Source organism: Kineosporia corallincola, assembly GCF_018499875.1.
GTDB classification, from domain to species: Bacteria; Actinomycetota; Actinomycetes; order Actinomycetales; family Kineosporiaceae; genus Kineosporia; species Kineosporia corallincola.
Window position 1 is genome coordinate 22,563 of record NZ_JAHBAY010000018.1, and the last position, 13,672, is coordinate 36,234.

The following is a 13,672-nucleotide window of genomic DNA, read 5'->3' on the forward strand; positions in this document are numbered from 1 at the left end:
GCCGCGGAATTGACTCCGTGTGACGAAAGAAAGGCTTCAGGCCTGTCTAATATGGGACTCAGGAAAGAATTTCCGTGGGAACAAGGTCACGCCGCTCAGGGCCGAAAGTATTCTCGGCAGACGTCCAAGGAATCTCGATTTACCGTGGGTTGAATCGTTTCAGACAGTGGACGACGAGGCGCCGCGACGCGTCCGAACGGGTGACGGCGACCTGCCGCGCGGGCATGTGCGCAGGTGGGCGGGCCGAGACCGGCGAGGCGCCCCCTCCCCCACGGTTGCCGGGAGGCCGGGCAGCAGGCCGACCGGGGACCGCACCCCGTTGCGCCCACCGAAACCCCTGTCGGAGGGCCACCTCACGATGGGTGATGCCGTCCAAGTCCTTCACGGATGTTTGATGCCCACAGGTCACGGCCCGCGGATGCCGTCCGCTCCCCGGCGGGGGCCGAGGGACGGTCTTTGTGCCCTGGCGCGACACCCCGGCCACGGTTTCATGCCCCCTGCACCACATCTCGCGCCGCACGCCCATGCCCGGTGCCGCGCACCTCGCGTCCACACCTCACGTTCCACGCACCACACCCCACCGCCCTACGCCCCCAACGCGCCACGGCCTCACCACCTCATGCCTCACCGCCTCACTGCCTCACCACCCTCACTGCCTCACCACCCTCACCACCCCACCACCCTCACCACCCTCACCACCCTCACCACCCTCACCACCCTCACCACCCTCACCACCCTCACCACCCCACGGCCCCACGGCCCCACGGCCCCACGGCCCCACGGCCCCACGGCCCCACGGCCCCACGGCCCCACGGCCCCACGGCCCCACGGCCCCACGGCCCCACGGCCCCACGGCCCCACGGCCCCACGGCAAAACGAAAGACGCCCCAAGGCCAATGGCCAGGGGCGTCGAGTCAGGTTGTCGTGTCGTGTCGTCCGGATGGACGGTCAGCAGACGTTGTAGCGGCTCAGTCGCCAGCCCCGGTCGGTGTTCTGGAGCTCGGCCCAGTGCGCGTTGCGCAGTCCCTCGACCGGCAGGCCAGGAGCGTCGAGCAGCGAGAGGATGGCCCCGCGCAGCGTGCCGCCGTGCGAGACGATGACCAGCGTGCCGCCGTCCATCTCCTTCTCCGCCTCGACGATCGTGCTGGCGCCCCGGGCCGCGGCCTCGGAGCGGGACTCGCCCCCGGTGATCCGCACGTCGCCACCGCCGCGCCAGGTCTGGAACTCCTCCGGCCAGGCCAGCATGATCTCGTCGCGGGTGCGGCCCTCCCAGCGGCCGTAACTCATCTCGCGCAGCCGCTCGTCCAGGTGCAGCTCCAGGTCGAGACGGGTGGCCAGGGCCCGCGCGGTCTGCGCGGCCCGGGAGAGGTCGGACGACACGATGCGCACGTGGGTGCCCACCAGCTGCTCGTACAGGGCGTCGGCGGTGCGCCGGGCCTGGCCGACGCCCACGTCGTCGAGAGGGACGTCGGTCTGGCCCTGGAAGCGCGCGTCGGCGTTCCAGGTGGTGCGGCCGTGCCGGACCAGGATGACGCGGTTCGCGCTCACTCGTCGTCCTGAGGTTTCAGGTCTTCGGGGAGCTCGATCACCGGGCAGTCCTTCCAGAGCCGCTCCAGCGAGTAGTACGTGCGTTCTTCCTCGTGCTGCACGTGCACGACGACGTCACCGAAGTCGAGCAGCACCCAGCGGCCCTCCTGCTGCCCCTCCCGGCGGATCGGCTTGGCGCCCGCCTTGTGCAGCTCTTCCTCGACCGCGTCGACCACGGACTTCACCTGGCGTTCGTTGCCCGCCGAGGCCACCAGGAAGGTGTCGGTGATCACCAGGTGGTCACTGACGTCGATGGCGACGATGTCGGTGGCAAGTTTCTCCGACGCCGCCCGGGCGGCGAGGGTGGCAAGTTCGATGGCACGATCTGACGCAGTCACACGTCAGAGCCTCTCACGAACTCAGGCCCGGTAAAGACCGTGCTTGCCGATGTACTGCACCACGCCGTCGGGCACCAGGTACCAGACCGGGTCGCCGCCGGCCACGCGCTCGCGACAGTCGGTGGAGGAGATGGCCAGGGCCGGCACCTCCAGCAGGCTGATCCGGTCGGCGGGCAGACCGGAACCGTCGAGGCGGTGCCCGGGCCGGGTGACGCCGATGAAGTAGGCCAGCTCGAACAACTCGTCCGGGTGCTTCCAGGACAGGATCTGCGTGAGCGCGTCGGCGCCGGTGATGAAGTACAGGTCGGCGTCGGGGTACAACGCGGACAGGTCGCGCAGCGTGTCGGTGGTGTAGGTGGGCCCACCGCGGTCGATGTCGACGCGGCTGACCGTGAACCGGGGGTTGGAGGCGGTCGCGATGACCGTCATCAGATACCGGTGCTCGGCCGGGGTGACCTGGTGGTCGCCGGTCTTCTGCCAGGGCTCGCCGGTGGGCACGAACAGCACCTCGTCGAGTGCGAAGCGACTGCCGACCTCGGAGGCGGCCACCAGGTGACCGTGGTGCACCGGGTCGAAGGTGCCACCCATCACACCGATGCGCCGCCGCTGCGGGGCGGCGTCACCGACGCTGGTGAGGCTCACTCAGTGCTTGTTGCTCACGTTGCGGAACGCGTACGTGAGCAGGAAGAGCACGAAGAACGCGGAGGCCGCGATCACCGGGTAGACCCAGTTGTCCAGGGGCAGCTCGTGGTGCTCCTCGGTGGCCTCGACGGCAGCAGTGACCAGAGCGGCGGGGACCGACATCGGCGGGAACCTCTCATCGAGCTAGGTGAACGGTGCCGGGTGATCGTCCCGGGCAGTCCGAGTCTGCCATGCCCCGCCGCGACAGGTGCGGCCGGGCCCCTCGACCGGAGCTGTGTCGGACGGGTTCCCCACTCCCCACGGGCGCTCCGCATCACCCGGCCGGGCCACTACCCTGACGGGTGATGAGACCTCCAGCCGACCCGCCGGTCGACACCGACCCCACCGCGCCGCCCCAGCTGAGCGTGGTCGTGCCGATGTTCGACGAGGAGGCCGTGATCGGCATGTTCGTCGACCGCCTCCGTCCCGTGCTCGACGACCTGGGCCAGTCCTACGAGGTGGTGGTGGTCGACGACGGCAGTCGCGACACCACGCCCGCCCTGCTGGAGAAGGCCCGCCGGGACTGGCCGCAGCTGCGCGTGGTGCGCCTGCGGGCCAACGCCGGTCACCAGGCCGCGCTGTCGGCCGGACTGATGCGGGCCCGGGGCGCCTGGGTGGCCACCATCGACGCCGACCTGCAAGACCCGCCGGAGACCATCGCCGGCATGCTCACCGCGGCCCGCGAGCGCAGCGCCGACGTGGTCTACGGGGTGCGCAACGACCGCACCACCGACTCCCTGTTCAAGCGGCACACCGCCAACGCCTACTACCGGATGATCCGGCGCCTGGTCGGTCATCACGTGCCCGCCGACGCCGGCGACTTCCGGCTGATGTCGCGCGCCACGGTGGACGCGGTGAACCGGCTGCCCGCGCAGAACCGGGTGCTGCGGCTGGTGATCCCCGCCCTCGGATTCCCCAGCGCGCAGGTGGAGTACCGCCGTGAGGAGCGCGCCGCGGGCACCACGAAATACCCGCTGTCGCGGATGATCCGGCTCACGGTCGACAGCCTCACCGGCTTCTCCATCGCCCCGCTGCGCCTGGCCACCTGGTTCGGCCTGGGCGGTGCGGTGGTGACGGCGCTGCTGCTGGCCCTGGCCGTGGTCGCGTTCCTCACCGACCACACGCTGCCCGGCTGGACCTCCACGTTCGTGGTGGTCGCGGCCGTCGGCGCGATCCAGCTGCTCTGCCTGGGGCTGCTCGGTGAGTACGTGGGCCGGCTCTACACCCAGCTCCAGGGCAGGCCGACCTACCACATCGCCTACGACTCGGCCGACGAAGCTGACCGGTCGAACCAGTGACGACGATGAGCTCGTCGCAAGCTCATCGTCGTCTTCAATTTCAGGCCGGGCGCTTCGCCCGCACCAGCAGTGTGACGCCGGGCAGCTGCTTGACGGGCAGGTAGCGCTCCAGCGTGATCACCGCGCGCAGCGCGTTGTTCAGCAGCGCCGGCGGGTCGTCCAGGTCGCTGCCGGTGCTGCTGCGGCGGCGCAGCCCGACCAGCGGGCGCATCAGCACGTTCCAGCTGGTCATCGGTTCCAGCTCGAAACCGGCGCCCTGCAACAGGTCCGACAGCGTCTGCCGGGTGTAGCGACGCACGTGACCGACCGCGTCGTCGTGCGCCGACCAGAGCCTGGGGTCACACGGAACCGCCACCAGGAAGATGCCTCCCGGCTTGAGCGCGTCGAAAATGCCCGAAGCGGCGGCCTTGTCGTTCTCCAGGTGCTCGAGCACGTCGAACGCGACCACCAGGTCGAGACTGGCCGAGCCCAGCGGCAGCGCGGTGGCGTCGCCCCGCAGCACCGGAATGCCGCGGTGCGCACAGACTTCCGCGCCGGTCGGGCCGTACTCCAGCGCGGCGGCGTTCCAGCCCAGTGACTGGAGCACGCGGGTGTTACCGCCACCCGCCGCGCCGACGTCGAGCGCCCGGCCCGGCTTCAGGTCGGCGACGGCCTTCGCGAGCAGGTGCCGGCGCTCGCGATACCACCAGTGCCGGTCTTCCAGCTCGGTGAGCTTGCGAACCTCGGTCGCCTCCATGCGATCAATTCTCCCGGAATAGGTCTCGTGGTTTACGGACGTGTCTGGCCGTCACCGGTGACGATCCACTTGGTGGACGTCAGCTCGGCCAGACCCATCGGTCCGCGGGCATGGAGCTTCTGGGTGGAGATGCCGACCTCGGCACCGAGCCCGAACTGGGCACCGTCGGTGAAGGCGGTGGACGCGTTCACCGCCACCACGGCGGAGTCGACCTCGGCGGTGAACCGGTTGGCGGCCCGCAGGTCGGAGGTCAGGATCGCCTCGGTGTGACCGCTGGAGTAGGTGCGGATGTGCGCGATCGCCTCGTCGAGGCTGTCGACCACGCCGACCGCGATCTCGGCGGCGAGGTACTCGGTGTACCAGTCTTCTTCGGTGGCCGGCTCGGCCTTCACGCCGGCTTGCCGGGCGATCTCGAGGGCCCGGGCGTCGGCGTGGATGCGGACCTCCTGGCCCGCCAGCGCCGACAGCACGGCGGGCAGGAACGTCTGCGCCGCGTCGGCGTGCACGAGCAGGGTCTCGGCGGCGTTGCACACGCTGGTGCGCCGCAGCTTCGCGTTCATCGTGACCTCGAGCGCCATCGCCTGGTCGGCGGAGGCGTCGACGTAGACGTGGCAGTTGCCGGTACCGGTCTCGATCACCGGCACGGTCGAGTTCTCGACCACCGTCTTGATCAGCCCGGCGCCGCCGCGCGGCACCAGCAGGTCGACCAGGCCGCGGGCCCGCATCAGGTGCTGCACACCCTCCCGGCCCCAGGGGTCGATGGTGGCGACGGCATCGGCCGGCAGCCCGGCGCTCTCCAGCGCCTCGCGGATCAGCCCGACCAGCACGGTGTTGGTGGACTCGGCCGCCGAACCGCCGCGCAGCACGGCCGCGTTGCCGCTCTTCAGCGCCAGCGCCGCGGCATCGATGGTGACGTTGGGACGGGCCTCGTAGACCATGCCGATGACGCCCATCGGCACGCGGACCTGGCGCAGGGTGAGGCCGTTCGGCAGCGTGGAACCGCGCACCACCTCACCCACCGGGTCGGGCAGGCGGACGATGTCGCGCACCGCGTCGGCGATACCGCCGATGCGGGCCTCGTCGAGACGCAGGCGATCGGCCAGGTTCGGGGCGAGACCGGTGCGCGCACCGCGCTCCAGGTCTTCGGTGTTGGCGGCGACGATGCGGTCGGCGTTCGCCACCAGCGCCTGCGCGAGAGCCGTCAGCGCGGCGTCTTTCTGATCGCGCGGGGCGGTGGCCAGGGCGCGGGCGGCCTGCTTGGCGCGGCCTGCCACCTCCCGGACGGCATCGCGGACGGCGTCCGACCCGGACACCGCACTTCCCTGCTCGACTGTCGTGCTCACCAGCCCACTCTAATGGCCCGCACAGAAGTCCCCGTACCACTTGGCCGTCCGGAGCGATGAGAGGGCACGCGCGGGACAGCGTTCGCCCAGCGGGTTCTCAGCCACTTCTCAGTCGTCGAAAGGGACAATTTCTCCCAGTGCGTACACCCGGGGGTGGTCGTCCGCGTTCCACTGCTGCTGGGCCGTGGTCAGGTCGACGACCTCCAGGCCGCTCACCCGCCAGCCGGGCAGTTCGGCGAACACCTCGTCGTCGCCCCACAACGACAGCGCCTGCCGGGTGGCCTCGGCGGCGTCGTCGCACTCGTCCCAGTAACGCACCTGGGCGCGATTGCGGTCGTAGCGAATGCTGACGACGAAAGCCCGCTCGACACTGAGGCGTTCCAGTGCCTCGCGCACGCCCCTCAGGGCCAGCGCCGCTCCGCCGATCGTGACCGTGACGAACCACAGGTCACGACCTTCGGCCGGGTCGCCGGCGCGAGCGATGTACGGCTGCTGCTCGAGGGCCGCGCGCCGCACGCACGACGCGGAGGGGACGTCGTGACGTGATCCGATTGACACCCCTCTAGTTGAGCAGATGCCGACGCACACGTCTTGGGAATCGGCCACGAACCGCTGAATTCGTAGGATCAGCACAAGCTTACTGACGGTATGAGCCGTGTGACCGGATGGCGCCGGGCCAGGTGATCTGCCCGTGATTTATCGGACCTTTCGCCCTCTCAGCGCCGGCCCAGCAGCACGATGTCGTCGCGGTGGACGATCTCCCGGGCGTAGTCCGGACCGAGCTCGGCGGCCAGGTCGCGGGTGGAACGCCCGAGCAGCGCCGGCAGTTCACCGGAGTCGAAATTGACCAGCCCCCGGGCGACCGCGGCACCCGCCGGGTTGACCAGGTCGACAGCGTCACCGGCGGCGAAGCGGCCCTCCACCCTCACCACCCCGGCCGGCAGCAACGACATCCGGCGCTGCACCACCGCGGCCACGGCCCCCTCGTCGAGCACCAGCCGGCCCACCGCCTTGGCCGCGTGCCGCAGCCAGAGCAGGCGGCTCGCGGTGCGCCCGCCCCGGGCCTCGAACCAGGTGCCGACGTCCTTGCCGGCCAGACCGGCCGCGGCGTTGGCGGCGGAGGTGAGCAGGGTCGGGATGCCGGCCACCGTGGCGATCCGGGCGGCGTCCACCTTCGTCACCATGCCGCCGGTGCCGACGTTGCTGCCGACCGAGCCGATCTCCACCCCCTCCAGATCGGCCGGGCCACGCACGATCTCGATCCGGCGGGCGCCGGGCCGGCTGGGCGGGCCGTCGTAGAGGGCGTCCACGTCGGACAGCAGCACCAGCGCGTCGGCGCGGACCAGGTGCGCCACCAGCGCGGCCAGCCGGTCGTTGTCGCCGAACCGGATCTCGTCGGTGGCCACCGTGTCGTTCTCGTTCACCACCGGCAGCACGCCGAGCCCGAGCAACCGGGACAGGGTGCGCCGGGCGTTCGCGTAGTGGGTGCGCCGGATCACGTCGTCGGCGGTCAGCAGCACCTGGCCCACGGTGATGTCGCGGCGGGCGAAGGCGGCCGTGTAGTGCGCGACCAGCAGCCCCTGCCCGACACTGGCGGCGGCCTGCTGGGTGGCCAGGTCGCGCGGTCGCCGGGCCAGGGTGAGCGGCGCCAGCCCGGCCGCGATCGCGCCGGACGAGACCAGCACGATCTCCTGCCCGGCCAGCTTGTGTTCCGCCAGCGCCGCGACCAGCTCACCGATGCGGTCGCGGTCGATGCCGCCGCCCGCCTCGGTCAGCGACGAGGAGCCGACCTTGACCACGATCCGCCGTGCGGCGATCAGCCGTTGCCGGCCCTCTTCGACGTCCATCCGGTAGTCACCCTCAGCTGCTCTCGCCCGCGAACCCTGTCCCCCCGTGATCATGCACGAACCGCCCGGGACGGGCCGCGCACGATCACGGAGTGGATGGGCCTAGGGCGTGTTCTGCTCCTCGGCCTCGGCCGGGTCGGTCCACTGACCGGCACGACGCTCCTGCGCGAGCTCCTCGCGGGCCTCGGCCTTGGCGTCCATGCCCTCCTGGTACCGCTCGCGCCGCTCGGCGCGGGTGGGCCGGGTGTCGGTCTCCAGACGCACGTCGGAACCCCGCGGGGCGGCCGGGCCGGTCGCCGCCGCGATCAGCGTCGGTTCCCAGTCGAAGATCACGCCGTCATCGCCACCGATGACGACCGTGGCACCGGCCACGGCTCCGGCCTGGGCCAGGGCGTCTTCGACGCCGAGCCGGGCCAGCCGGTCGGCCAGGTAGCCGACCGCCTCGTCGTTGGCGAAGTCGGTCTGCCGCACCCAGCGCTCCGGCTTGACGCCGCGCACCCGGTAGAACGGGCCGTCGGCGCTGTTCTCGCGACGCACGTCGAAGGCGTCCTTCTCGGCCACCGCGACCGGCCGGACCACCACGCGCGGTGCCTCCGGCACCGCGGCCTCGGCGCGAGCCTGCGCCACCAGGTCGGCCATCGCGAAGGTGAGCTGGCGCAGACCCTCGTGGGCGATGGTGGACACGATGAAGACCTTCAGGCCGCGGGCCTCCAGGTCGGGCTTGACCATCTCGGCCAGCTCCCGGGCCTCGGGCACGTCGACCTTGTTCAGCACGACCAGCCGGGGCCGTTCCTTCAGCGGCTTGGTGCCGGGCTCGACCGGGTAGGCGTCCAGCTCGGCCTCGATCACGTCGAGGTCGCTGAGCGGGTCACGGCCGGGTTCCAGGGTGGCGCAGTCGAGCACCTGCACCAGCGCGGCGCAGCGCTCCACGTGACGCAGGAACTCCAGGCCCAGGCCCTTGCCCTCGCTCGCGCCGGGGATCAGGCCGGGCACGTCGGCCACGGTGAAGCGCACGTCGCCGCCCTCGACCACGCCGAGGTTGGGCACCAGCGTGGTGAACGGGTAGTCGGCGATCTTCGGCCGGGCCGCGGAGACGGCGGCGATCAGGCTGGACTTGCCGGCGCTGGGGAAACCGATCAGGCCGATGTCGGCCACGGTCTTCAGCTCGAGGGTGATGTCGCCGTACCAGCCGGGCTCGCCGAGCAGCGCGAAACCGGGTGCCTTGCGCCGGGCCGAGGCCAGCGCCGCGTTGCCCAGGCCGCCGCGCCCGCCCTCGGCGATCACGAAGCTGGTGCCGTTGCCGACCAGGTCGGCGATCAGGTTGCCGTCGGCGTCCTTGATCATCGTGCCGTCGGGCACGCTGAGCACCATGTCGTCGCCGTTGGCGCCGTTGCGGTGGTCGCCCTCACCGGGCTTGCCGTTGGTGGCCTTGCGGTGCGGGGACCGGTGGTAGTCCAGCAACGTGGTGGTCTGCGGATCGACGACGAGGGTGACGTCTCCGCCCTTGCCCCCGTTGCCGCCGTCCGGCCCGCCCAGGGGCTTGAACTTCTCCCGGTGCACGGATGCGCATCCGTGGCCGCCGTTACCCGCCGCGACGTGCAACGTCACCCGGTCGACGAAGGTGACCATCTGAGCCTCTGCTCTCTTCGGTGGTACCCCGCCCGTAGTGGTGATCAGTCCGTGGGTACCAGCGCGAACTGACGGCCGCACCGCGGAATTCGGCCCGCGGCGTGACTCCTGACCGTGCAACGTTGTCGTACTACCCACCGGTCGGGCGGGCTCGGGACATCCTGCGGGCAGCTAGATGTGCCGCTTTCGAGGACATTGGTGCGCCGGGAAGGTGGTTCCCGGAACACAGCGAAGGGCGAGCCGGAGATCCGGCCCGCCCTTCGCGAACAGCTCGTGTCTGCGCGGAGCCTTACTCGGCGCCGACCGGGCTGACGATGCTGATGATGCGACGGCCACGACGCTGGCCGAACTCCACCGCGCCCGGGGTGAGGGCGAACAGCGTGTCGTCCTTGCCACGGCCGACGTTCTCGCCCGGGTGGAAGTGGGTGCCACGCTGGCGGATGATGATCTCGCCGGCGCTGACCAGCTGGCCCCCGAAGCGCTTGACACCCAGACGCTGAGCGTTGGAGTCGCGGCCGTTACGGGAGGAGCTTGCGCCCTTCTTGTGTGCCATGTTTCTGCCTGCCTTCTGAGGTCAGCCGATTACTTGGAGATACCGGTGATCTTGATCTTCGTCAGCGGCTGGCGGTGGCCCTGGCGCTTCTTGTACCCGGTCTTGTTCTTGTACTTCTGGATGATGATCTTCGGGCCCTTGGTGGCCTCGACGATCTCGGCAGCGATGCTGACCTTGGCGAGGGCATCGGCGGCACTGGTGACATCGGTGCCGTCGACCAGCAGCAGCGGGACGAGGTTCACCGCGTCGCCGGGCGCACCCTCGACCTTGTCAACAGTGAGGACGTCGCCGACGGCAACCTTCTCCTGGCGGCCACCAGCGCGGACGATCGCGTACACGTGAAATCACTCTCCGGTCGGTTCAAGGGGGTGCGATTCTCCCCGACACCCCGGAAGGGTGAGGGCTCACGCAGGCACATCTCATGCCAGGCGGCGCACCGCAGTAAAGATTACGGATCGCGAGGCCAAGGAGCAAACCAGCGTCTCGCCGACCCGCTCCCGATTGCCTCGCCCGGCCCATTCTGTCAGGTCAGAGGCCGTTCCTGCCGAACCCTACCGGAGACGGATTCAAGAACCGGGTCTGGGGACGGCATGCCTGAGCGAGGCCGATGGCGACGGCTGCCGTTGCTCTGCGGTGCCTGGGAGGTGCCGCTGGCAGCCCGGGCGGGCACCGGCATGCTGCTGGCCTCCGCCGTGCTGCTGGTGGTGGACGGCCTGACCACGCCCTACGCCGGTGCGGCCCAGGTGTACAACTACCTGTTCCCGCTGCTGCTGGCCGGTTTCGCGGTGCTGCTGGTGTGGTTCGGCACCCGGCTGCCCGCCGACGCCTACCTGGTCATTCCGCTGATCTGCTCGGTGGTGCTGACCGGGATGAGCTTCGCCAAGGACGACGCCGGGGCGCCCGCGCTGCTGGCCTCCACCCTGCCGATCCTCTACGGGGCCGCGATCCTGCGGGCGCCCGGCAGCTACCTCCTTCTGCTCTACAACCTGGCCAGCGACGCCGTACTCACCTTCGCCCTGCTGCCGCCGCGTGAGGCGTTCCGCAGCATGGCCTACCTGGTCGTGGTGGTCGGCGCGTGCAGCGTGCTGATCACCCGGGGCGGTACCGCCACCCGGCAGCTCACCGACCTGCTCCGGCAGCAGGCCGGCGTGGACACGCTGACCGGCCTGGTCACCCGGCGGGTGCTGGACGAGGCGGCGCAGGGCGCGATCACCGCGGCCCAGCACCCGGCGGGCACCGCGCTGCTGCTCATCGACGTGGACAAGTTCAAGACGATCAACGACACCTGGGGCCATCCGGTGGGCGACGAGGCGCTGAAGCACCTGGCGGCGGTGCTGGCCGCGAACATGCGGCCGGACGCGGTGATCGGCCGGCTCGGCGGCGACGAGCTGGCGGTGCTGCTGCCCGGCTGCGAGTACGAGGTGGCGGTGCGCCGGGCGCAGCAGCTGGTGACGGCGGTGCGGGCCACTCCCCTGCTGCTGGACGACGGGCAGACGCTGCCGCTGAGCGTGAGCATCGGGGTGGCCCACGCCCCGTCCGAGAACGGTGAGCTGCCGGGCCTCTACGCAGCCGCCGACGCCTCGCTGTACGAAGCGAAACGCGCCGGTCGCGACCGAGTCGGGGTGCCGGGCTGAGGGCTGGCTCTAGGGTGGCGTCGTGGCCCGCAGCGACGACGAGCAGCTCCCCGACCAGCACGGCCGCGTCATCGTCGTGACCGGCGGGAACAGCGGGATCGGGGCGGTCGCCGCGACCCGGCTCGCGGCCCGGGGCGCCCGGGTGGTGCTGGCCTGCCGCGACGTCGGCAAGGGCGCGCGGGCCGCCGCCGCCATGCCGGGTGACGTGCGGGTGCTGCGCCTCGACCTGGCCGACCTGACCTCGGTGCGGGCCTTCGCCGCCGCCTTCGAGGAAGAGGTCGGCTCGGCGCACGTGCTGGTCAACAACGCCGGGGTGATGGCCGTGCCGCAGGCCACCACGGCGGACGGCTTCGAGCTGCACCTGGGCACCAACTTCCTCGGGCCGTTCGCGCTCACCGGGCTGTTGCTCCCCTGTTTGACCGAGCGGGTGGTCACGCTCTCCAGCGTGGTGCACCGCCGGGGCCGCATCGACCTGGACGACCTGAACTGGGAACGCCGCCGCTACGCCCGCTGGGGTGCCTACGCCCAGTCCAAGCTGGCCGACCTGCTGTTCGCCCGTGAGCTCCAGCGCCGGCTGGCGGCCACCGGCTCAGCCCTGTTGTCCCTGGCGGCGCACCCGGGTATCTCCCCCACCCAGCTCACCCGGCACACCGGCTCGCGGGTGCAGAACACCGTGCTGACGATCAGTTCCCGGCTGGCCGGGCACCCGGCCGAGCGCGGCGCGCTGCCCCTGCTCCACGCCACGACCGCGACCGACGTGGCGCCCGGCGGCTACTACGGGCCCACCGGCCCGGGTGAGATGCGCGGGCAGCCCGGACCGGCGTCCTCCAGCAGCGCGTCGCACGACGCCACGGTGGCCGCCCAGTTGTGGTCCCGGGCCGAGGAACTCACCGGAGTCAGCTACCCGTAGGGGTCAGGTGCGCGCCCGGACCGGCCGATGTGATCGCGGGAGTGATCGCACCGGACGAGGCCGAGGACGGGATGCACGGGAGACGTGGCGAAACCGGCTCGGCCCCTGGGACGTGCCGGAGGCCAACCAGGCCGCCATCGGCATGATGATCGCGGCAGGCTGCGTGATGGTGTTCGACGCGGCGATCACCCGCTACACCGGGGCGGCGCAGGTCTGGAGCGTGCTGTTCCCGGCCTTCCTGATCGGGTTCCCGGTGGTGCTGTTCCGGTTCGGCACGCGACTTCCGGCCCTGCTGTTCCTGTTTCTGCCCATGCTCTGCGGGCTCCTGCTCACCGGCATGAGCCTGGCCAAGCGGGACGCCGGGGCCGCGGCCATGCTGACGTCCACCCTGCCGGTGATCTACGGCGGCGCGGTGCTGCGCCCGGCCGGGTCGTACGCCCAGGTCGGCCTGGCCGTGGCCAACGACGCCGTGGTGCTGTTCGCGCTCACCCCGGGCGATTCCGCGGCCCGGGTGCTCGCCTACGTGGCCACCACCCAGACCATCTGCTCGATCGTGCTGACCCGCGGCAACACCGCCCGGCGCCGGCTCACCGAGCGGCTGGCCGCCCTGGCCGGTGTGGACACGCTGACCGGCCTGGTCACCCGGCGGGTGCTGGACGAGGCGGCGCAGGGCGCGATCACCGCGGGCCAGCACGCCGTCGGCACCGCGCTGATGCTCATCGACGTGGACAAGTTCAAGACGATCAACGACACCTACGGCCACCCGGTGGGCGACGACGCGCTGAAGCACCTGGCCGAGGTGATCGCCGCGAACACCCGCCCGGACTGCGTGATCGGCCGGCTGGGCGGTGACGAGCTGGCCGTGCTGCTGCCCGGCTGCGGGCACGACGTGGCGGTGCGGCGGGCCGAGCAACTGGTGGAGGCGGTGCGCAGGACCCCGCTGCCGCTGGCCGACGGCACGCTGCTGCCCCTCAGCGTCAGCATCGGGGTGGCCCATGCCCCGGCCGGCGGCGACGGCGGCCTGACCCGGTTGTACGCCTCGGCCGACGAGTCGCTGTACGACGCGAAACGAGGCGGACGGGACCGGGTGGGCCGCTAGGTGGGCCGCTAGGTGGG

Annotated in this window: 15 protein-coding genes; 4 read left to right on the forward strand and 11 right to left on the reverse strand. The window is 71.3% G+C overall.

From position 1 onward, the window contains the following. Positions 1-948: 948 nt before the first annotated feature. From KIH74_RS31645 to KIH74_RS31660, 4 genes are read right to left on the reverse strand one after another with little or no spacing between them, the layout of a single operon-like run. Entirely contained in the window at positions 949-1,548 is a 600-nt protein-coding gene (locus tag KIH74_RS31645; protein WP_214160085.1) for a histidine phosphatase family protein, read from the reverse strand. Next, the gene (gene rsfS, locus KIH74_RS31650; RefSeq protein WP_214160086.1) at positions 1,545-1,925 is read right to left on the reverse strand and encodes a ribosome silencing factor; all 381 of its coding nucleotides are present in this window, start codon (positions 1,923-1,925) and stop codon (positions 1,545-1,547) included. The genes KIH74_RS31645 and rsfS overlap by 4 nt, the downstream gene beginning before the upstream one ends. A 21-nt stretch (positions 1,926-1,946) precedes the next feature. Beyond that, positions 1,947-2,567, reverse strand: a complete 621-nt coding sequence (nadD, locus tag KIH74_RS31655) for a nicotinate-nucleotide adenylyltransferase (protein WP_308114053.1) — start codon at positions 2,565-2,567, stop codon at positions 1,947-1,949. Continuing rightward, positions 2,568-2,729 (reverse strand): hypothetical protein, encoded by a 162-nt coding sequence (locus KIH74_RS31660; RefSeq protein ID WP_214160087.1) that lies wholly within the window; start codon positions 2,727-2,729, stop codon positions 2,568-2,570. It lies immediately after the preceding gene. A gap of 182 nt (positions 2,730-2,911) precedes the next feature. Here KIH74_RS31660 and KIH74_RS31665 point away from each other — a divergent pair, with 182 nt between their 5' ends. Beyond that, the gene (locus KIH74_RS31665; RefSeq protein WP_214160088.1) at positions 2,912-3,904 is read left to right on the forward strand and encodes a glycosyltransferase family 2 protein; all 993 of its coding nucleotides are present in this window, start codon (positions 2,912-2,914) and stop codon (positions 3,902-3,904) included. A 40-nt stretch (positions 3,905-3,944) separates the two neighbouring features. Here KIH74_RS31665 and KIH74_RS31670 read toward each other — a convergent pair whose 3' ends face one another. From KIH74_RS31670 to rplU, 7 genes are all read right to left on the reverse strand, one after another. After that, positions 3,945-4,640 (reverse strand): class I SAM-dependent methyltransferase, encoded by a 696-nt coding sequence (locus tag KIH74_RS31670; protein WP_214160089.1) that lies wholly within the window; start codon positions 4,638-4,640, stop codon positions 3,945-3,947. A 32-nt stretch (positions 4,641-4,672) separates the two neighbouring features. After that, positions 4,673-5,983: a glutamate-5-semialdehyde dehydrogenase gene (locus tag KIH74_RS31675; protein ID WP_308114054.1), complete on the reverse strand. Its 1,311-nt coding sequence runs from the start codon at positions 5,981-5,983 to the stop codon at positions 4,673-4,675. A gap of 108 nt (positions 5,984-6,091) precedes the next feature. Next, the gene (locus KIH74_RS31680) at positions 6,092-6,541 is read right to left on the reverse strand and encodes a DUF8830 family protein (protein ID WP_214160090.1); all 450 of its coding nucleotides are present in this window, start codon (positions 6,539-6,541) and stop codon (positions 6,092-6,094) included. 158 nt (positions 6,542-6,699) lie between these two features. Continuing rightward, positions 6,700-7,830 (reverse strand): glutamate 5-kinase, encoded by a 1,131-nt coding sequence (gene proB / locus KIH74_RS31685; RefSeq protein WP_214160091.1) that lies wholly within the window; start codon positions 7,828-7,830, stop codon positions 6,700-6,702. A 102-nt stretch (positions 7,831-7,932) separates the two neighbouring features. Continuing rightward, the gene (gene obgE / locus KIH74_RS31690) at positions 7,933-9,459 is read right to left on the reverse strand and encodes a GTPase ObgE (protein ID WP_214160092.1); all 1,527 of its coding nucleotides are present in this window, start codon (positions 9,457-9,459) and stop codon (positions 7,933-7,935) included. 289 nt (positions 9,460-9,748) lie between these two features. Next, the gene (gene rpmA / locus KIH74_RS31695; RefSeq protein ID WP_214160093.1) at positions 9,749-10,012 is read right to left on the reverse strand and encodes a 50S ribosomal protein L27; all 264 of its coding nucleotides are present in this window, start codon (positions 10,010-10,012) and stop codon (positions 9,749-9,751) included. Positions 10,013-10,041: 29 nt separating this feature from the next. Further along, the gene (gene rplU, locus KIH74_RS31700) at positions 10,042-10,350 is read right to left on the reverse strand and encodes a 50S ribosomal protein L21 (RefSeq protein WP_214160094.1); all 309 of its coding nucleotides are present in this window, start codon (positions 10,348-10,350) and stop codon (positions 10,042-10,044) included. A gap of 252 nt (positions 10,351-10,602) precedes the next feature. Between rplU and KIH74_RS31705 the strand changes: the two genes are divergently transcribed. The 3 genes from KIH74_RS31705 (at position 10,603) to KIH74_RS31715 (ending at position 13,655) form a co-directional block, all read left to right on the forward strand. After that, positions 10,603-11,646 carry a GGDEF domain-containing protein gene (locus KIH74_RS31705; protein ID WP_214160095.1) on the forward strand — a complete coding sequence of 348 codons (1,044 nt, stop codon included), beginning with the start codon at positions 10,603-10,605 and terminating at the stop codon, positions 11,644-11,646. A gap of 22 nt (positions 11,647-11,668) precedes the next feature. Next, entirely contained in the window at positions 11,669-12,556 is an 888-nt protein-coding gene (locus KIH74_RS31710) for an oxidoreductase (RefSeq protein WP_214160096.1), read from the forward strand. Positions 12,557-12,668: 112 nt separating this feature from the next. Then, positions 12,669-13,655: a GGDEF domain-containing protein gene (locus tag KIH74_RS31715; RefSeq protein ID WP_214160097.1), complete on the forward strand. Its 987-nt coding sequence runs from the start codon at positions 12,669-12,671 to the stop codon at positions 13,653-13,655. Positions 13,656-13,672 lie beyond the last annotated feature (17 nt).